We start from the raw sequence: 19,212 nt of genomic DNA on the forward strand, positions 1-19,212 counted from the left end.
GAGGTTGCACAGGATGAGGCAAGGAGAGCTGTGCGAAGACGCTCGCTTTCGGTTTTCGAAGCGTAATAATTCTGGCGAAGCCCATTACGAAGTGCGCCAACAAAGGCATCCTCCTTACCAGACCAGAGGTAGCAATCGATAGGTGCTCTGCTGATAGGAGGAGTACGCCTCGAAATGCTTTCTCAGCATGGCCTCTTCGTGAAGTAGCTTGGCGATCAGCACGCCCAGCAGCACTAACCAAAGCACTGTTCGCCAGACGGAGAGGGGGCTCAACAGCAGTGCTGCGGTGAACAGCAGCAGACCTGTGTACATGGGATGGCGAATCCATCGATAGGGTCCGTGTGTTGTCAGGACGGTTCGCTGGGTGGGCGAAGGCTGGATACGGATTCGACTCCAGCCGATCGCCCACCATGCCGCGATGGCGATCAACGCACCGGGCAGGCTGAGTCCGAGTGCGATCGGGTCAGGATGCCGCCAGTCTGCGGACAACACGATCACCGCAGAAAGAACGAACTGCGCCAGAACGAGCATTCAGCCACCCACGTTCGTATCGCCGGTGACCCGATCCTTGTAGATTGCCAGTCGAGCCAACGCGTCATCCAGGTCCTTTTGGTTCACATCATGAGATTGCATGGCGTCGGCAAAGTGCTCACAGAACCGGGCAAAGTGCCGAGCGGTGATCCCGCGACCGGCGTGCACCTGAGTCAGTTCTGCGCCGGAGTACGCGACGGGGCCGTCGAACGCGGCCGCCAAGAACTGATACTGCATGTGTTTGAGTCGCTCCATCGACGTATCGGCAAAAAACGGCGACAACATGGGGTCGTCCATGATGCGGTCGTAGGCTTCCTGAACGATTTTTGCGACGGCTGCGGTTCCCCCCAGGCGGTCGAAAAGTACTCTCGCGTCGTCGGTCATGTCGATGGATCCCGAATAGCAGTGTTAATTGACTCCCAGCAATAGAGCCATTGATAGCGACCTCAACGTGGGCGTCAATCAGACACACGATTTTTGACGTTCCATGCGATAGGCTTATTGCTCTCTACGGAGCTCTTTTTCGATTTCCAGGACATGAATGGTTGTTGGCAGGACCGCGTCGGGCGTCAAAGAGATGCTGTCGATTCCTTGCCGGACGAGGAATTCAGCAAACTCTGGATAGTCGCTCGGGGCCTGACCGCAGATCCCGATCTTCACCCCTTTTTCCTTCGCAACCTGGATCACTGCGGCGATCGTTCGTTTGACCGCTTCGTTTCGTTCATCGAACACATGGGCGACGATTTCGGACTCGCGATCCACCCCGAGGGTCAGTTGCGTCAGGTCATTGGATCCGATCGAGAAACCATCAAAGATTTCTGCGAACTGATCGGCGAGGATCACGTTGCTGGGAATTTCGCACATGACATAGATCTCCAATCCGTCCACGCCACGAATCAGCCCGTGCTGGGTCATTTCCTCTTGAACCTTTCGTCCCTCCTCGACGGTTCGGCAGAATGGAATCATCACTTTGACGTTCTTGAGTCCCATTTCGTCGCGAACACGTTTCATCGCTCGACACTCTAGGGCAAAAGCCTCGCGATAGCTGGGGTGATAGTAACGCGAGGCGCCACGAAAACCGAGCATCGGGTTTTCTTCTTTGGGTTCAAAATCTTTGCCGCCCAGCAGGTTGGCGTACTCGTTCGTTTTGAAATCACTCAGCCGTACGATGACGTCCTTGGGATAAAACGCCGCGGCAATCATCGCGATACCTTCGGACAGACGATCGACGAAGTATTCCGGTTTGTCATCGTACCCTCGCGTGGCTTCTTCCACCGCAGCCCATGTCGCATCGTCCAGTGAGTCGAATTCCAGCAGCGCTTTGGGATGCACTTTGACGTAATTGGTGATGATGAACTCTTCGCGTGCCAGGCCGACGCCATCGTTGGGGATGAATGAGAGTGCGAGAGCTTCGTCAGGCGTCGCGACATTCATCATGATCTTTGTCTTGGGCCGAGAGAGAGCCCCCAAATCAATCGTCTCCACGTTAAATGACAAAGCACCGTCGTAGACGAACCCGGTTTCTCCTTCTGCGCAACTGACTGTCACCATCTGTCCTGGCGAGAGCATCTGCGTCGCCCGTGACGTTCCAATGATGGCGGGCAACCCTAGTTCACGACTGATGATGGCAGCGTGGCAGGTGCGACCGCCGCGGTTGGTGATGATCGCCGATGCCCGTTTCATCACGGGCTCCCAATCTGGATCCGTGATGTCGGCCACCAAGACCTCACCGTCGCAGAAATCGCTCAATTGGGTAACATCCCGAATCAATCGAACACGCCCCTGAGCGATTTTTGATCCGACGGCTCTGCCGGACAAGATTTTCGTGCCCGATTGGGTCAAGTGGAAACGTTCCAGCGAATTGGTCAATCGGTGCGACTGAACCGTCTCCGGCCGTGCTTGAACAATGAACAGTTCGCCCGTCCTGCCGTCCTTTGCCCATTCGATGTCCATCGGACGAGACTCGCCAGTGAGTTGACTGTAGTGATCTTCGATATCGCACGCCCACCGGGCCAACTGCAAGATGTCATCGTCTTTCAACGCAAAACGTTGTTGATCTGTCTGGCTGACCGGCACACTCTTGGTCATCTTGCTGCCCCCATCGTCGTACACCAGTTTGACCGCCTTTGTTCCCAACGTACGTTTCAGGATCGGGCGGAAACCCTCACGCAGTGTCGGTTTGAAAACGTAGTACTCGTCTGGATTCACGCTGCCTTGGACCACGGTTTCACCCAAGCCGTAGGCCGCATTGATCAAAACGGTGTCGCGGAACCCTGTTTCGGTATCGATAGAAAACATCACGCCGGCGGCGGAAAGATCCGAGCGCACCATTTGCTGAATGCCGATCGAAAGCGCGACCTGCATCTGGCCGTAACCGCGTTTGGCACGATAGGACATCGCTCGATCAGTGAATAACGATGCAAAGCAACGCCGACATGCGTCCAGCAGTGAGGCTTGACCACGGACGTTGAGATAGGTCTCTTGTTGGCCCGCAAAACTGGCATCCGGCAAATCTTCCGCCGTCGCGCTGCTGCGAACCGCCACATCGGCCAGCTCACCTCCGCCCCTGCTCAATTGGTGATAGGCCTCCACGATGGCGTGCGACAACGCATCGGGCAGCGGCGTCTCTAAGATCATGTGCCGGATCATCAGCCCATGATGCTGCAGACTGCCGACATCGCCGATGTTCATTCCGCTGAGCAACTGTTCAATCTTTTCATCTAAGCCGCTCTCGGACAAAAACAAGCGATACGCATCCGCCGTGGTGGCAAAGCCGTTTGGAACGCGGATGCCTCGTGGTGCCAACTGTTGGTACATTTCTCCCAACGATGCATTCTTGCCCCCGACGCTGGGGATATCGTTGATTCCGATGTCAGAGAACCAGCGAATGTATTTGGTGGCCGATACAACAGCGGTGCTCATGGCAGGACTCACATGAGAGAGTGAGAGGAACGAGCAGCGTCTACAACAGGCTGCTGGGCCATTTCGAACGTGCAATCGGTGTGCCAGAGACTTACGCGGAGCGCTCAAGTGGTTCGCCAATCGGAGCGCCAATCGTTTACTCGGATCGCCTGGGTTTTGAAGAATCTTTGCGACCGTCGCTGTCGTACTTTCACGTCGATTGGCACGATATCTGCTACTAACAGCCTATTGATTGAGTGAAGCGCGAGGCGTACGCAGTCGGGCCTAACGCTGGACTGCTCAAAGTTTGGTGTTGTTTCTTTTTGGGTTTGCGAAAGTTTATGTCCTACTGCCGGCGCAGCTGGTGGTCCCCAGTGAGCCTCAGGCGCTAGCCGTGGGCCTGAAGCTGCCGGCGCAGCTGGTGGTCCCCAGTGAGCCTCAGGCGCTAGCCGTGGGCCTGAAGCTGCCGGCGCAGCTGGTGGTCCCCAGTGAGCCTCAGGCGCTAGCCGTGGGCCTGAAGCGGATTGTGGTGCCGGCCCACGGCTAGCGCCTGAGGCTCACTTTGGATTGCGATGCATGGAACAAAAACATGGACTGAAAAAACAATGTCAACACCAAACTTTGAGCAGTCAGGCCTACCGCACTGCCCGGTGCCTTACGGCCCACGGCTCACTTTTTCGTTCCCAAGTTCAGCTAAATCATCAGCCCGCTAGGCGCGGATGATTCATCAGCCGGCACGCGATAGCGTCCGGTTCCCGATTACAGGCGTGAGAACCGGACGCTATCGCGTGGCGGCTGAAATGCGCAGACTGTTTTCGTGCCAATCCGCGTAAACCGTTTCGTGCAAACGTATTGCGAAGACTGTAGCGAGCCAGCGTGAATTATCCGCGCCTCGGGTCGCGATCTTTACATGTTTCAACGGGAGTACGCAAATGTCCGACGAAAGATCCTCCGAGCACCTCCGGGAACCGGTATTCTGGACACTTATCTTTGCGCTCGCCGTCGGGCTGATGTTGCTCATAACGGGAAAGATTGCCGGATTTTATTGAGCCAATCGTTCCCGCTATTCGGTTCTCACCCCGTGACCGAATCGCTCACATGCGCGACGTTGTGGCGCATCGCGTTGCTCCAATTCGCCAATCATCCGACCAGCACAAGAGAGCTACCATGCGAAAAATCATCTTAGCGAGCGATGGATCCAATCATGCAGACGAAGCCGCTTGGTTTCTGTCGCATTTGGTGCACGACGAGCCGCTTGAGATCATTGTGTGCACCGTCCTGACTCGAAATCCGAACCTGAGAGACGACACGACGAGCGATGCGATCAACGATTTGAATCGACAGACCGAGCACGCAAGTCGGGCCTTTGATCGAGTCTCCGGCATGTTCACGGGGGCCAACGTCACGGTCCGTCAGCTTGTACGGGTCGGACGTCCGCAAGACGTGCTGATCGAAGTCGCCCGAAACCTACGCGCAGATCTCATCGTCGCCGGAGCCGTGGGACACTCACGTATCACCAGAATGCTGCTGGGCAGTACCAGTGACTATCTCGCCACGCATGCGGACTGCAGTGTTCTGATCGTGCGTCCGACCGGATTACGATCGGGTGATCGTCCATTACGCATTGCCGTGGGATACGACGAGACCGGCCCTGCGCAAGCCGCTGTGGAAGAACTGGCTGATTTTCGTTGGGGAGCAAACACCACCGTGAATCTGTTGACAGCGGTACCACTTCATGCCGATGCGAGCTTCCTGCCGGTCGATGGACAAACGCATACCGAACGGGTGAAGGAGGCAATCGAATCGGTCAGGGAACAGATTCGTTGTGTGGCACCGAACACCAATGGATACCTGCTAGAGAACAATCACGTCGGCGATGCCCTGGTAAACTTCGCCGAAGTCCATCAGTGCGACCTCGTCGTCGTCGGTGAAACACAGCGGAGCACCCTGGGACGATTCCTGATGGGCAGTGTTTCACGATTCGTTCTTCGACATGCCCCGTGCAGCGTCTGGATCACCAGGAATCGAATGTTGCACGGTATCAAAAAAACGGAGTCGCACAGTGAATCAACACACCGATAGCCAACACGCCGATAGCCAACACACCGACAGCCAGCGAAACAATGCGTTGGTCAGAGATCTACAGGATCCAAACGCCTATCCCGGAATCGATGTGCAGACGGTGGACTTGCATGAGACGCACATCTCGTGGGTCTTTTTGGCTGGCCCCTACGCGTTCAAAATCAAGAAACCGCTGAAGAACAGTTTCTTGGATTACTCCACACTGGCTCAACGCAAGTATTTTTGCGAAGAAGAACTGCGGCTGGATCAACGCTTTGCTCGCGAATTGTACCTGGATGTTGTTCCGATCACTCAAGAAAACGGGCGGTGGAAGGTCGGTGGTCAAGGAGAACCGCTCGAGTACGCGGTTCGAATGAAACGCTTTCCTGAGGATGCATTGCTGAGTGTGAAAGCCCAGTCTGGCGAGTTGTCACACGAAGACATCAACCGATTGGCAACACGCATCGCGGATTTCCATCAAGCCGCCCGGCGACTGGGTGATAACGACCAAAACACGGACCTTAGCACCGACTTGGGGACTGCCGAAAGCATTCAGCGTGCCGCGTCGGATAACTTGGATGAACTGTCCGAAGTCGCAGGCGGACCCGCCGAGTTCGCGTTTGAGTTTGTGCGTGACTGGACCGGGAAAAAAGCTCAGACGCTTCGGCAAGAGTTTATCAAACGTCGCGAGAACGGATTTGTCCGAGAGTGTCACGGCGATTTGCATCTTGCCAACATCATCGGGTGGCATGGCGAACTGATTCCCTTTGACGGAATCGAGTTCAATGACGAGTTTCGCTGGATTGATGTGGTCAGCGATGCCGCCTTCACGGCGATGGACCTAAAATCGATGGGGCTGAAACATCTCTCCAGAAGCTTTATCAACACGTATCTTGAGCGCACCGGCGACTATTCATCACTCTCGGTGATGCAGTGGTACCTTGTTTATCGGGCAATGGTTCGAGCCAAGGTCGCCTTGTTGCGATCCCATCAATCGGGTCTGACACAGGCGGAACGTGATGAAATCGACGTCGATGTACGCAAACACGTCCGCTTGGCGCATTTATATGCCGTCGGCTCACTACCTGGCATCTTCATCACGCATGGCGTCAGCGGCAGCGGTAAGACGACCGTGAGTGAACAACTTGTCCAGCGTTTTGGCGTGATTCGCATTCGCAGTGATGTCGAACGTAAACGGGAGTTTGACATCGACAGTTCTCAGCATCCTGATGATACGGTCAAGAATGAACTCTACTCGGCTGCCGCGACCGAAAGCACCTATCGTCGACTGCGTCGTTTAGCGCGTGGTATCGTACGAGACGGATATACGGTGGTGGTCGACGCCACTTTTTTGAAGCGCCGGCAACGCGACCGATTTCGATCCCTGGCGTCGCGTGAGGGAGTACCATTTGGCATACTCGACTGCAAAGCCGCCCCCGAGACGCTTCGTCAGCGTATCATTGATCGTGCAAAGGCCAACACCGACGCGTCAGATGCTGATCTTGCGGTCCTGGAGCGACAGTTGAGCACGCGAGAGCCGTTGGATCGACGAGAGCTGCCTGAGGTGGTTGACCAAGTAAAATTTGGCCTGCAAAGAGATGAGAGTGAGGATCTGTCAGTTCACTCGATCAAGGAAATGGCTGAACGAACGACAAAGTAGAGACACCATGATGACCAAGGATTCCAGCGTTGAGGGCCAGAGGGAAAGCGGCGAGCGATCATCGGATCGACGCTGTTTTTTGGCTGACAATGCGACCGCGTTGGGATCAATCGCGTTGGCGAGTTTGCTCGGCGGCGATGGATTGCATGCGGAGGAAACGGGACCGGTCATCGATCCTGCGCAGCCGTACGCGCCGCGGCAACCGCATTTCCAGGCCAAGGCAAAGAACGTCATCGTGATCTTTTGCGCCGGTGCGGTCAGCCAATTGGAGACTTGGGACTACAAGCCGGAATTGATCAAGTGGGACGACAAGCCGCTTCCCGGCGGCCCGGCGGTGACCTTTCAAGGCCCAGCGGGCAATCTCGCTCGCCCCCAATACGCGTTCCGACAACGCGGTCAGACGGGCAAATGGGTCAGTGACATGATTCCGCACTTGGCGGAATTGACGGACGACATCGCCTTTGTGCACTCGCTGACAAGCAAATCGAACACGCACGGTCCGGCAGAGAATTTCTTGTCGACGGGATTTGTGTTGGATGGATTTCCGAGTCTCGGTTCGTGGGTCACATACGCGTTGGGCAGTGAAAGCCAGGAGTTGCCAGCGTACGTAGCGATTCCCGATCCCCGCGGTGTACCACAAAACGGTGCGAACAATTGGGGGGCAGGTTTTCTGCCAGCGGCTTTTCAGGGAACAACGATGAGCTCTAAGTCGCCGGTACGACATTTGGTCGCACAGGGCGTGACGTCGGGAGAGAACCGAGCGGCGCGGTTGTTGTTGGACAAAATGAACGCGAGACACTTGGCCGCGAATCCAGGCAACAGCAACTTGGCGGCTCGAATTGCGAGCTATGAACTTGCCGCGCGGATGCAACTGAGCATGCCGGAACTCAACGACATCGACAGCGAACCGGCACACGTCTTGCGGATGTACGGTGCGGACGATCCACAGAATGCCGACAAAGCAGCTTTCGCACGGAACTGCATTCTGGCTCGTCGGTTGGTCGAACGAGGTGTCCGTTTTGTGCAGTTGTTCAACGGTGCCTACGCGAGCGGTGGGAAACTCAATTGGGACGGGCACAATGCGTTGAAGGAACAATACGACGTTCACGCAGAGATCATGGATCAACCTGCAGCGGCGCTGATTCGGGATCTGAAGCAGCGTGGGTTGATGGATGAAACGCTGGTGGTTTGGTGCACCGAGTTTGGCCGCATGCCGTTTTTTCAAAAGGGTGCCAAGGGACGTGACCATAATCCGGACGGCTTTACGTGCTGGCTGACCGGGGCGGGAGTGAAGCCGGGAGTGAGTCACGGCATGACGGACGAGTTGGGACAGAAAGCGGTCGAAAATGTTCATCCGCTGTACCACTTCAACGCCACCATCTTGCACCTACTGGGGCTTGACTATGATCGCTTGAGTTTTCAGCACAACGGAATTCAACGTCGACTGACGAACGTGGAGGGCAAGATCATCCCCGACGTGCTGGCGTAGTGGATTTCGCCAGAAATCCTGTTTGACAGAAATTCTGGCGAATCCCATTTCCTGCGCCAGTAGGTCAGTCACTATTATCGATCGCGAGCATCGATTTCGATGATACGATCAGTGGCACAGCCGTTTTCAATGATGGTCGCTTTGCCATATAAGGCGACGCTCGGACAGATGTGCTTGGGCAAGGAAACGAGAGTTTGGCCGATCGACAGCGGTCTCTCCGTTTCGATCACCATGTGTTCTTCGCTGTGCCCGCAAAACATTGCATCCGGCACCGATGGCAACATCACGCGTTGCGGCAAGGGCATCTCGCTTGCGACCGCTTTGTATCCCAGATCCAAACACCATGTGTTAGCGGTCGGATGACTGATCACCCGAGTGACCAAGGCCGCTGCGATCTGGTGAGGCATCTCAGCATACGAGTTTGCGTAGCCAATGTCCCAGAGCACATTTGTACCGGGGCTGCACTGGTAGTCGGTTTGTGCCGCATACAAGCCAAAGGTTGGTGAACCGCCGCATACGATTGCAGGGCAAGCGTGACTGCTGGTGTAGTCGCGTATCGAATCTAAGATCGTGTCGACTTGACGCTGCCTGGCATCGATATCGGCGTCATGAATGTGGCCGTCATAGACGTGCAAGCCGGCGAATTTCAACACCGGCGAGCGTTCGATTCGCGACTGCAGTTCGGCGGCTCCATCACCCAACTCAATGCCCGTGCGATGCATCCCGCAGTCGACATCAATCCAAACGGGAAAAGGCTTGGAGTGCGTCGCGACGGCTTGTTCGATTTCCGTCAGCGTCGCCGCGTTGTCCACGACGGTCGAAAACAAGGTTCGCGGATTCGATTGTGCAAGTTGCAACAACCTGGTGAACTTTACTCCCGGCAATTGATGTGCGAGCATCACGTCGTCCGCTCCTGCCATCGCAGCGGCGCGAGCTTCAGAGACCGTTGCCGCCTTGAATTGCCGGATCCCGGCGTCGACTTGCATTCGAATGATCGTCGATGACTTGACCGTTTTGACGTGGGGACGCAGGCGGCCGACGTGATCGGGGCCACCAACCGTCTGAATCATCGTTCGGATGTTGTGTCCGATACGATCCAAGTCGAACAACAGTCCAGGCGTACCGAGGTGTTGGAGACCTGAGATATCGCTCCAGTAGGAATCCGCTGCCGCGCTCATTTGGTCTCCGCGAAATCGGCATACTTCGCAGCAATGTTGGCGGATTGCACGTCACCGGTGTGGAACAAGAATCGATAGCGGAATGTCAAGGATTCGCCAGCGGGGATGGTCACGTCGCCCGTGCCTTTCGGCTTGCCTTCGAAATCGTGCACGCCAAAGGGATTCGCGGCGACCAACCCGTAATTGCGTGCGTGCCACCATGTCGGGTGCTTGGGGTTGGACGGATGATCAAAGATCGCAACGCCGACGACGTGGTCGTTTACCGGAGCCCAGTAGTCGACCCACTTGGCGCGTTTGCCCCAGATGTCTTTGCCCTCGACGCCTTCGCTGTTGATCGCTTTTCCCTTGGCTGTGTGATTTCCGCGTTTGGGGTCATTGGACAGACGCAGCAAAGGATTCGTGCGGATGCCCATGGTGCCTTCCTTGGTGTCGCCGATATGGACTTCGCCATTGGTAGCGCGCCATTGCACGGTGACGTCGATGTGTCGATCGTTGTCATCTCCGCCGAAGGTCAACGTGCGTGTGTCACTGCAAACGACTTTGCCATCCGGACCGACCCAGTCATCCGTCGTCGTAATGGTGTTGCCCTCGATCTTCATCGACGTTTGGACAATTTTTCCGACCGCGATGTTTTCCTTGGTGCTTTCGCCTTCCATCCAAAACCGAACCCCGTTGACTTCGTCATGCGTGTACCACAGTGATTTGTGGTGGGGGTGATCGCTCGCTTCATTGTCGACACCCTTTTCCATCGGATAACTGCGTGTCATCGGGATGCCGTGTGGCCCAATGATCGGATAGACGATCGGTTTTGCGTAGCCGTCACTGCGGTACTCGGCAAACGGTTTTCCGTCGAGGGTGACGACGGCTTTGCCTTCGGTTTCCGTGATCGCGACTTCGCCAGCATGACTGAGCGTCGCAATGACGGTCACACACAAAAAAATCGGAACGAGTGAAAAGCAAGTGAGTGCGGGGGCGATCAAGGGGCAACGCATCGAGAAATCTCCGGAGAATGATCGTTGGGGGGAATCCAAATCACGGATTCGGCAGGTGGACGTTATGATAACCCGCAATGCCGTGGAGTGCTGCTACGCGCAGAGAAAACAATACGAACGTGATAGAAATCGGGAGTCTGAGGACGATGGGCGAAATTCAGAGCACGGACGGCGGGTCAAGCGATCGTGAAACCACGGTGTCTCAGTTGCGCGATGTTGTGCAACAATTCGTGGATGAGCGGAACTGGCGTTCGTTTCACAACCCCAAGAATCTGGCGATGTCGCTGGCGATCGAGACGGCGGAGCTGATGGAGCACTTTCAGTGGTTGTCGCTCGAACAGTCCGATGAACTGTTGGATGATCCGCAGAGGATGGCAGCGGTCGGCGAAGAATTAGCGGACTGTTTATCCTACGTGCTTGCGTTGGCCAACACGATGCAAATCGATTTGAGCACCACGCTGAGGCGAAAGATGGTGCTGAACCGAAAGAAGTATCCCGTCGACCCGGCGTGATGAATCAGCTCCAGATTCCGGCATCACAAAGCTGCTTTTCAGCTTGTTCGGCCCACCCGCGATTGGCCGCAGGCGATGCCGGACTGGGGTGCAGGACGCGGCTGATTTGGATCGGCGACTTGCGTTCTTGGTTTCCGATTTGTTCGAGCGCTCGGGCCAAACATTGTTCGGCATAGGCGCCGACACCAACGACATGCTTGGGCTCCAATATTTGCAACACCGTTTGCAAATGTTGATCACAAACGTCATCCAGCGGTTTGCGTTCGTCCACGGGCAGTTTATCGGGCGTCCGGTTTCGCGCGGACGATTCCATGAACACCAGCGGACAGTAGTTCAAAATGAAGTGTTGTTTGAGAAATGCGTTGGGTTTGCCGAATCGGGATTGCATCAGTCCCCAAAGTCGACGTCCACTGACTTCGCTGCGTGTGCACTGAAACCCTTCGATCGGTCGCTTGGGATGTTCGTTGTCGGGTTTACTGACCGGAACGTCGATCCCCAACCAGTTTTTGACCGCATCGATTTCACCGAAGGGAACGCCGGTCTGTGCCATGCCCCACGGACCAGGGTTCATGCCCAAGAAGACCACTTCGGTACTCGCAGACGCCATCGAAAGGTAGGCTCGGTGAGCCTTCCAGGCGTAGTTGAGTGGGTTGTAAACATGGGTGACGGGGTCGGCAAAGCAGAGTTGATCGCATTGACGCGAGAGTTTCTTGGCGGCTTTGATCAACCGCTCGCACGGAGCGGATGCGGGTCTATCCATCGGTTGAGACCTCGGCAAGCGCCGTTGAATCATCCGACGGGGGCTCAATGGGTGCAGGGTTCGATTCAAACGCCGTCGGTGCGGGGGCGGACTTTCCGGCGACGGACAGATCACTCAGGATCACGATCTTTTGCCAGATCTTTCGAGACAGCCCCGTGGTCAACTGCTCGACATCGCTGACCGCAGCGACGGCCGCCGGGTCGTCGAAACGTTGGATGTACAACGCAGCGATCTTACCTATCAGAGACAGCATCTCCGAGCAGTAGTCCAGGTATCGCGACAGCTCCTCGGGAGTCATGGAGCGTTGTGGAGAATGGCTGGTGGTGCGATAGCGTGGGAATGCTCGCTCGGGATCTTTCGTCAATTGGTGCATGTCGACGACGTGCGCGATCGCTCGCAGTTCGTGAACGGCTTGCAACGCCCGTCGGCGTTTGATTCGCATTTCCAAGCTGATCAAGAAGTACAGGATCGCACTGATCACGATGGCGCCGCTGGTGGCTGCATCAAAGTTGGTGATCAGATCGGTCCAACTCATTTCTTCGTCACGTAATCGCACGGAGCTGGCGATGTAGTAGATCGTTCCCAACAGCAAGGCGATCAAACTGGCCGCCATGCAGTAGCCGGCCAAACGAATCCAGAGCACGGGGCGACCGATATTGGTCGAGCGAACGGAAGCTTTCCTGGCAACCTCCAGCAGTTGTTCACAGAGTCGACTGAGACCACATGCGGGAAAGCGATCATCGATTCGCTTGCACAAAGTCGCAATCGTTTCAATGATCCGTTCGTCTTTGAGATAGATCTCGTTGGACATTTTTCGCGGTGCTGTTCTTGAGGGAGCCGATTCAGACGGCCAAGTATTCTTCGATGGCTTCTTGGATAATATCGATCGGAGGACGAGTCCCGGTCCAACGCGTCAGACACTGGCTCAAAGCGGCGGCGCGGCGTTCTTCTACACTGATGAAGGTGTAGCCGAGTTTTGAAAGTGCGGCGTGGTTTCCACCGTCGGGATTTTCCTGACTGTCAGAAAGGTCGATCACCAAGGTGGACTGGTCATTGGCGGGCCATTTGCTGACGTTGACCGGTTCGCTGAGTACGATCAGCTTGGAATGCTCGATGGACTCGGAATCGGCCCATGCGATCGGTGATTGCGTGTCGATGTCGACCATGGTTTTTGGAAAACGGACGTCGGTGTCGCCGATCCACAGGACCGGCCCCATCGCATCGCCGTCAGCCACACTCTCAGGAGAGCGAAAATGGCTGCGAATCAATTCTTCCAGCCAACTCGATTCGGCATTCTCCGACCGATAGGCTTGCTTGTCAGTGGAGTCCCAAAAGAAGCACGTCGGGGGCGCGCCCTCGGAAACCTTTTCTGTTTGTTGGCTCTGCTCGATCTGCTGGGAAGACTCGGCCTCTGCAGTGGTGTCGGTCGGAGTGACCCTCTGACGAAGGTGGCCAGCTGCTGCCGCGTTGACATCGTCCAGTAACAGGCCACGGAACCCCATCACCTTTGCACCCGTGATCGCGGCATCAATGTTTTCCGGATGAACGTCCAGAGAGAGAACACGCCAGTCCAACCGCATCGCCTTGAATGCTCTTTCTAGAGCAAACTGCGACGGATTGCCAGCGATCGGATGTCCCAGCACGGCGATGATCGGTTCGGTTGCACCATCCATGATCGGAAACACAGGAAATGGAGGAATCTGGCGGCCGCGTTCGGCAGCCGAGTTGAAAGGATCTGGGTCTGCGGAACGAGCTTTGGAATCAGCGTGGCGAGGAATGCCCCCTCGGTCAACTCCCGGTGGTCGCCCCCCCGAAGCCAACTCTCGGTGGTCAACTCATCGGCCAACGACGTAGTGGAAAATCCCGTAAAAGTGAATCGAGGCAGCGAAGATCACCAAAACATGCCAAACAGCATGCAGATACTTGCTGCGATAATCATTGACGAGGACCGCAACCCCCAAAGTGTAGACAATCCCGCCGCTGAGCATAGCGAGCCCCAGTTCACGCGGAACGCTCCCGTATAGGGGGATCGATGGCAACCAACCCAACAGCAAGTAGCTGACGGTGGTCACCGAGTTGATCCGGTGCCGAAAAGCCAGCTTTGCCGCGATCCCGACTGCAGCGGCAAGCCAAATCGCTACCTGAAGGGAAACCTGGGCGCTGCCGTTGAGGTAGCGGAAAACGATCGGGGAATACGTCCCCGAGATCATCGCGTAAATCATGGCTTGGTCCCAAGCCCTCATCGTGTCCCGCAACGGTTGACGTTTGACGTGATGGGAAAGCGTCGAACAGAGAAACGTTGCCGATACGGCGGTGATGTAGGCCGTGCATGCATAAGCCAGTCCGTGTTCGGCTTTCCAAGCGGCACCAATCAATGGCACCGCTGCCACCAGTGTGAGGGCGACTGCAAAGCCATGAGTCAGCGTGTTGAGCCATTCTTGACCATCGCGCTGCAGTGGCGAAGATTCCAGAGTGTCCGGTGAATTCACAGTTCCGCTTTGCCAATTTGGGAAAAATACGCTGTTGAGTTGATTTAGGTCTTCGCCGAATTGCGAGTCGGGTTTCTTGGTCCAAGGGTACCGCATTGCCGTCGACAGTGGCCAATGCAGTGTCGTGGGATTTCGGGTTTCCCGCCAATTGCTCTTTTCTCTTCAAGTCAAAAAGTGCTAGTTCGATTCTATGGAACCGAATTCGCATACCACCGCCCCCCCTGGGACTCCTCCGCCCGATAGCCTGCAAGGCAAATCGCTGCGAGAGATGCATATCGCTATTGTGGGCGGCGGAACAGCGGGCTGGATGTCGGCCGCCACGCTCCGACGGCGTCTTGGGTGCCGCGTGACGCTGGTGGAATCAAGCGACGTTGCATCGATTGGTGTCGGCGAAGCGACCATTCCTGCGATGGTCGACTGGATCGAGAACATGGGCATCGACGAAGACGAATTCTTACGTCGTTGCGGTGGAACCTACAAGCTGGCGATTCGTTTCGACGACTGGGTCACCCCGGAACATCAATATTGGCATCCGTTCGGCAGCTGCGGCCGAATCAAGGGTCACGACCTGATTCACCAATGGCGAAGAGGAATTGCCGAAGGTTGGATCGATTCCAACTGCCAATACACCGACTTCTGCTTGCAAAAACAGCTTTGCCAGTCTCGACGATCATTGCGTCCGGCCCGTCCAAGCAACAATCCAGCGGCAATGAGCACCAACTGGAGTGATCACGATTACGGCGCGGTCGGAATGCCACGTTTTGACTCGCCGATCGTGGAGAACTACGCGTTTCACTTGGACGCAGGCCTGTTGGCAAAGTTCATCCAATCCATCGCTGTTACTGATGGCGTCACCCATCGTGTAGGACATGTTTGCGGCGTGCAACGATCGGAGAACGGCGACATCACATGTGTCGAAGTTCGAGATCAACCAGCAATCCATGCCGACTTGTATATCGACTGCAGTGGCTTCGCCAGCGTCTTGATCGAAAAGAGTCTGCAAAGTGATTGGACCGATTGGTCAGACCAGTTGCTCTGCGACAGGGCAGTGACCGCACGTCAACCGGTAGATCATCAAGACGACAACGTCACCGAAAACTCACCAAGTTCTGCTCGGAATTCGGGCGACTCGCTCGATTCATTTCAGCAGCCATCGGACGCGCCGTTCACAATCTGCACAGGGCGTACCGCCGGTTGGACTTGGCGGATTCCGTTGATGCATGCAACGGGCAACGGCTACGTTTATTCGTCAAACCATCTCAGCCGAGACGAGGCAGAGAGCGAGTTCCTGCGATATCTGAGTGACGACGTTGAGTTGAACTCTGTTCGTTTTCGTGTTGGACATCGTAGACAGAGTTGGCAAAACAACTGCGTCGCGATCGGTCTCTCGTCCGGTTTCATCGAGCCGCTGGAGTCCACCGGGATCTTTCTGATTCAGCGAGCCTTGGACGAGCTGGTGAATTGCTTGCCGGGCTCTGGTTCGATCACATCAAGACCTGACCTATTCAACCGCCGCATGACGGATGTCTACGAAGAAATCCGTGACTTTGTGCTGCTTCACTACGTTCTCTCAGATCGCGATGACACGCCGTTTTGGCGTGATGCACGTTCGGTCCGACTGCCTGATTCGCTTGACGCCACGATCCAGCTCTATGAGCAACGTGGCCATGTCGAGTTGCCCGAGCATGATCCAGTTTTTGCCGAAGCCAACCATCATTTCATCTTCCAAGGCGCCGAGCGTCTGCCCCCTGTCAACGATTCTGCATCGAGTTCATTGCTCGATCGCCCCCACGCCGTCGCGCTGATGAGTTCGATTCTTCAGCGTCATAACGAAATCAATACATCGCTTCCTTCCAATCGACAGTTGCTGCAAAGCATCCACATCCAATGCCCCACCGTTTATTGCTGAGATCACGGATGATAACACCAAGAGTCCTCCAGGCATTCTGTGCCAACATCGTTTCGACGCGATTGACCCTAACGTTTGCCGTGCTGGCCAGCTTAGCTGTCGCATCCCACGCGACAGCTCAGGACGCCTCGCCGGGAACATTCAACACCAACATGTTGGACATCGTGGGCGTCACCAACAGTGATGTCCGGTACGAGCCGGTCGACATCAGCGAACAATCCGCAGTCGAACAAGCGTCTGTGACCAGCATTTCCGATGGAATCGATCCCAAGGCAAGTAAAGAACTGGTGGAACTGGAGTCGCGGGTGGCAGAACTGAATCACGAAATCAACGTGCTGCGAAGCAAAATTCGCCGGCCCGTCAGCCGCCAACAAGTCAACGCCCCACGATTGTTCGCATCATTTGAAAGCATGTTGTTGCAACCCGCGCACACGAACAACACGGGTTTGATCGTGGAAGTCCCGGATGGGTATTCCCACGTCATGTTCCCTTGGCAAATCGAGCACAGTCCTCGCGTTTCGTTCGGCTACGACCCCGGAGATGAAAGTCTTGGATGGCGTGTTCGTTTTTGGCAATTCCGCCACGGTGAAAGGTTTGTCGCGAACGCGGACAACGGGTTGCTACCCACTGGATTTGAAGGCACCGTCGGATTCTTGAGCGAAGACGGCGATATCACCACCGGTTTGGCGTTCATCGAAGAAGGCGAGTTTCACTCACACATCCGGACCGATGTGATCGATTGGGAAGTGCAGCGTCGACTCAACGACGCCATCAACCTGTACGCGGGTCTGCGTTACGCCAAGGTGTTGAGCGAGTATGCCGCATTGACCGATCGAGGAACCGCTCACTCGCACGCACAGTTCCGCGGATTCGGACCGACGATCGCGTTGCAGTTCGAACACCGCTTGCCCCTGGATCGCTTGATGCTGTTCTCAGGACTGCGTGGATCGATTCTGTTTGGTCAGCAAGAGTTTCGGGCTGTTGACGACGTCAACAATCTGACGCAGTCGATCAACGCGATTGATTTACGAAGCGGTGATGAGGGTGCCGATTCGGTCGCCACCAATGCGGAGGTGCAATTCGGAATTCAGTACGATATCGCCGACTGGATCGCATTCCGCGTGGCTTTGGAAGCACAAACGTACGGCAATGTGGGCAGTGCCAATCCCACCGGCGTGTTCACCGGTCCCGACAGCGGCCTCTCCGGGGATTCGCCACTGGATGATAGCCTCAGCTTGTTCGGGCTGTCGGTTGCTACCGAGATTCGCTTGTAAGACGCTAGGCGCGGTTGGTGGATGAAATGAAAACGAAAAACGCCAGGTTTTGTGCCTGGCGTTTTTTTTAGCAATGAAGTTGCTTGCGGATGCGGTGCGATTTTGGGGTGGGATCTTCTTGATAATCCTCGGAAAAAAGTTTGGAGTATGTCAGCCTGGAAAGGCTGACGTACGAGTTCGGGGTAAGTCAGCCTGGAAAGGCTGACGTACGGTTAGGCTTCGTCGAGCAGGTCGACGGCGGCAAAGGCTTGGCCTTCCAACATCGCCAAGCTTGCTCCGCCGCCAGTGCTGACATGGCTGACTTGGTCGGCAAATCCGAGTTGGTCAACGGCGGCGGCGCTGTCACCACCACCGATGATGCTGATCGAATCGCTGTCCGCGACGGCTTGCGCGACCGCCTTGGTGCCTTCGTCCATCGGTGGCTTTTCAAAAACGCCCATCGGTCCGTTCCAGACAATCGTCTTGGCGCTCTTGATCACTTCGGCATAGGTCTTGGCGGTTTCGGGACCGATGTCGAATCCTTCCCAACCGTCTGGGATTTCACCCGCGGTGACGATTTGTTTGTTGCACCCGGGAATGTCTTTGAAATTGTCGCCACAGTGGGTGTCCGATGGTAGGTGCAGTTTATCACCGCCCGCTTCGATCAATTCTTTTGCCAAGTCCACCTTGTCTTCCTCGACCAAACTGCCGCCGACCTTGCCGCCCTTGGCGAGAGAGAAGGTGTAGGCCATGGCGCCACCGATCAAAACAGCGTCGCAGATTCCCAACAAGTTCTTGATCACGTTGATTTTGTCGCTGACCTTTGCTCCGCCCAGGATGGCGACGAAGGGGCGTTGCGGATTGCTGATCGCGTCGCTGAGGTACTGGATTTCCTTGGAAACAAGATGTCCGACGACGCGTGGTTTGCCTGCCATGGCTTTGGGGACGGCGACCATGGAGGCATCTTTCCGATGGCAGGTTCCGAATGCATCGTTGCAGTAAACGTCGGCCATTGCGGCCAGTTTGCCAGCAAATTCGGCATCGCCTTTCTTTTCACCCGGATTGAATCGCAGATTTTCCAGCACCAAGACGTCGCCGTCGGACAACGCTGCGGCCTTGGCGGTTGCGTCGGGGCCGACCGTATCGGTAGCAAACTGAACGTCTTTGTCCAAAAGCTCGCCGAGTCGCTTTGCCGTCGGAGCCATGCTGAATTCTTTCACGTCGCTGGGTTCGCCGGTCGGACGCCCCAGGTGGCTCATCAGGATCACGCGGCCGCCGCGGTCCAGAACACTTTGGATGCTGGGCAGTGCCATGCGAATTCGGCGGTCGTCGGTGATTTGCTGGTTTTCGTCGAGCGGGACATTGAAATCGACTCGCATCAAGACGGTTTTGTTGGCGACGTCGGTTTGGTCGATGGTTTTCTTGGCCATTATTTTGCTTTCGTGAACGGATATGTTTCGGGTCGATGTTTGGCCGC

The 19,212-nt window shown here is 55.9% G+C and carries 16 protein-coding genes; 6 read left to right on the forward strand and 10 right to left on the reverse strand.

Features of this window, described 5'->3' with window-relative positions:
• Positions 1-114: 114 nt before the first annotated feature.
• The 3 genes from Pla52nx_RS20205 to ppsA form a co-directional block, all read right to left on the reverse strand.
• Positions 115-531, reverse strand: a complete 417-nt coding sequence (locus tag Pla52nx_RS20205; RefSeq protein ID WP_146520515.1) for a methyltransferase family protein — start codon at positions 529-531, stop codon at positions 115-117.
• The gene (locus tag Pla52nx_RS20210) at positions 532-915 is read right to left on the reverse strand and encodes a group I truncated hemoglobin (RefSeq protein WP_146520514.1); all 384 of its coding nucleotides are present in this window, start codon (positions 913-915) and stop codon (positions 532-534) included.
• A 114-nt stretch (positions 916-1,029) separates the two neighbouring features.
• A complete protein-coding gene (gene ppsA / locus Pla52nx_RS20215) occupies positions 1,030-3,453 on the reverse strand; it encodes a phosphoenolpyruvate synthase (RefSeq protein WP_146520513.1) in 2,424 nt (807 codons plus the stop codon).
• 1,146 nt (positions 3,454-4,599) lie between these two features.
• Between ppsA and Pla52nx_RS20220 the strand changes: the two genes are divergently transcribed.
• Genes Pla52nx_RS20220 through Pla52nx_RS20230 form a run of 3 tightly spaced genes read left to right on the forward strand, consistent with a single transcriptional unit; the run spans position 4,600 to position 8,642 of the window.
• The gene (locus Pla52nx_RS20220; RefSeq protein WP_146520512.1) at positions 4,600-5,514 is read left to right on the forward strand and encodes a universal stress protein; all 915 of its coding nucleotides are present in this window, start codon (positions 4,600-4,602) and stop codon (positions 5,512-5,514) included.
• Positions 5,495-7,153 (forward strand): AAA family ATPase, encoded by a 1,659-nt coding sequence (locus Pla52nx_RS20225; RefSeq protein ID WP_231742026.1) that lies wholly within the window; start codon positions 5,495-5,497, stop codon positions 7,151-7,153. Before Pla52nx_RS20220 ends, Pla52nx_RS20225 begins: the two co-directional genes overlap by 20 nt.
• A gap of 7 nt (positions 7,154-7,160) precedes the next feature.
• Positions 7,161-8,642 (forward strand): DUF1501 domain-containing protein, encoded by a 1,482-nt coding sequence (locus Pla52nx_RS20230; RefSeq protein WP_342190209.1) that lies wholly within the window; start codon positions 7,161-7,163, stop codon positions 8,640-8,642.
• A 74-nt stretch (positions 8,643-8,716) separates the two neighbouring features.
• Here Pla52nx_RS20230 and Pla52nx_RS20235 read toward each other — a convergent pair whose 3' ends face one another.
• Together Pla52nx_RS20235 and Pla52nx_RS20240 are read right to left on the reverse strand one after the other, a co-directional pair.
• The gene (locus Pla52nx_RS20235) at positions 8,717-9,820 is read right to left on the reverse strand and encodes an alanine racemase (protein ID WP_146520509.1); all 1,104 of its coding nucleotides are present in this window, start codon (positions 9,818-9,820) and stop codon (positions 8,717-8,719) included.
• Positions 9,817-10,812, reverse strand: a complete 996-nt coding sequence (locus tag Pla52nx_RS20240) for a PmoA family protein (RefSeq protein WP_146520508.1) — start codon at positions 10,810-10,812, stop codon at positions 9,817-9,819. The genes Pla52nx_RS20235 and Pla52nx_RS20240 overlap by 4 nt, the downstream gene beginning before the upstream one ends.
• 146 nt (positions 10,813-10,958) lie before the next feature.
• On the opposite strand from Pla52nx_RS20240, the gene Pla52nx_RS20245 reads away from it, so the two are divergent.
• Positions 10,959-11,324, forward strand: a complete 366-nt coding sequence (locus Pla52nx_RS20245) for a nucleotide pyrophosphohydrolase (RefSeq protein WP_146520507.1) — start codon at positions 10,959-10,961, stop codon at positions 11,322-11,324.
• A gap of 4 nt (positions 11,325-11,328) precedes the next feature.
• Here the strand turns inward: Pla52nx_RS20245 and Pla52nx_RS20250 are convergent, their stop codons facing one another.
• From Pla52nx_RS20250 to trhA, 4 genes are all read right to left on the reverse strand, one after another.
• Entirely contained in the window at positions 11,329-12,084 is a 756-nt protein-coding gene (locus tag Pla52nx_RS20250; RefSeq protein WP_146520506.1) for a uracil-DNA glycosylase family protein, read from the reverse strand.
• Positions 12,077-12,895: a hypothetical protein gene (locus tag Pla52nx_RS20255; protein WP_231742025.1), complete on the reverse strand. Its 819-nt coding sequence runs from the start codon at positions 12,893-12,895 to the stop codon at positions 12,077-12,079. The genes Pla52nx_RS20250 and Pla52nx_RS20255 overlap by 8 nt, the downstream gene beginning before the upstream one ends.
• Before the next feature lie 31 nt (positions 12,896-12,926).
• Positions 12,927-13,757, reverse strand: coding sequence for a hypothetical protein (locus tag Pla52nx_RS20260; RefSeq protein WP_146520505.1), 831 nt, complete (start codon positions 13,755-13,757; stop codon positions 12,927-12,929).
• Positions 13,758-13,919: 162 nt separating this feature from the next.
• Positions 13,920-14,573 (reverse strand): PAQR family membrane homeostasis protein TrhA, encoded by a 654-nt coding sequence (gene trhA, locus Pla52nx_RS20265; RefSeq protein WP_197454651.1) that lies wholly within the window; start codon positions 14,571-14,573, stop codon positions 13,920-13,922.
• A gap of 190 nt (positions 14,574-14,763) precedes the next feature.
• Here trhA and Pla52nx_RS20270 point away from each other — a divergent pair, with 190 nt between their 5' ends.
• A complete protein-coding gene (locus Pla52nx_RS20270; RefSeq protein ID WP_146520503.1) occupies positions 14,764-16,482 on the forward strand; it encodes a tryptophan halogenase family protein in 1,719 nt (572 codons plus the stop codon).
• A gap of 8 nt (positions 16,483-16,490) precedes the next feature.
• Positions 16,491-17,756: an Lpg1974 family pore-forming outer membrane protein gene (locus tag Pla52nx_RS20275; protein WP_146520502.1), complete on the forward strand. Its 1,266-nt coding sequence runs from the start codon at positions 16,491-16,493 to the stop codon at positions 17,754-17,756.
• 212 nt (positions 17,757-17,968) lie between these two features.
• On the opposite strand, the gene Pla52nx_RS20280 is transcribed toward Pla52nx_RS20275, so the two are convergent.
• Positions 17,969-19,165 carry a phosphoglycerate kinase gene (locus Pla52nx_RS20280; RefSeq protein WP_146520501.1) on the reverse strand — a complete coding sequence of 399 codons (1,197 nt, stop codon included), beginning with the start codon at positions 19,163-19,165 and terminating at the stop codon, positions 17,969-17,971.
• Positions 19,166-19,212: the final 47 nt, after the last annotated feature.

Origin of the sequence: Stieleria varia (assembly GCF_038443385.1) — a bacterium.
GTDB lineage: Bacteria > Planctomycetota > Planctomycetia > Pirellulales > Pirellulaceae > Stieleria > Stieleria varia.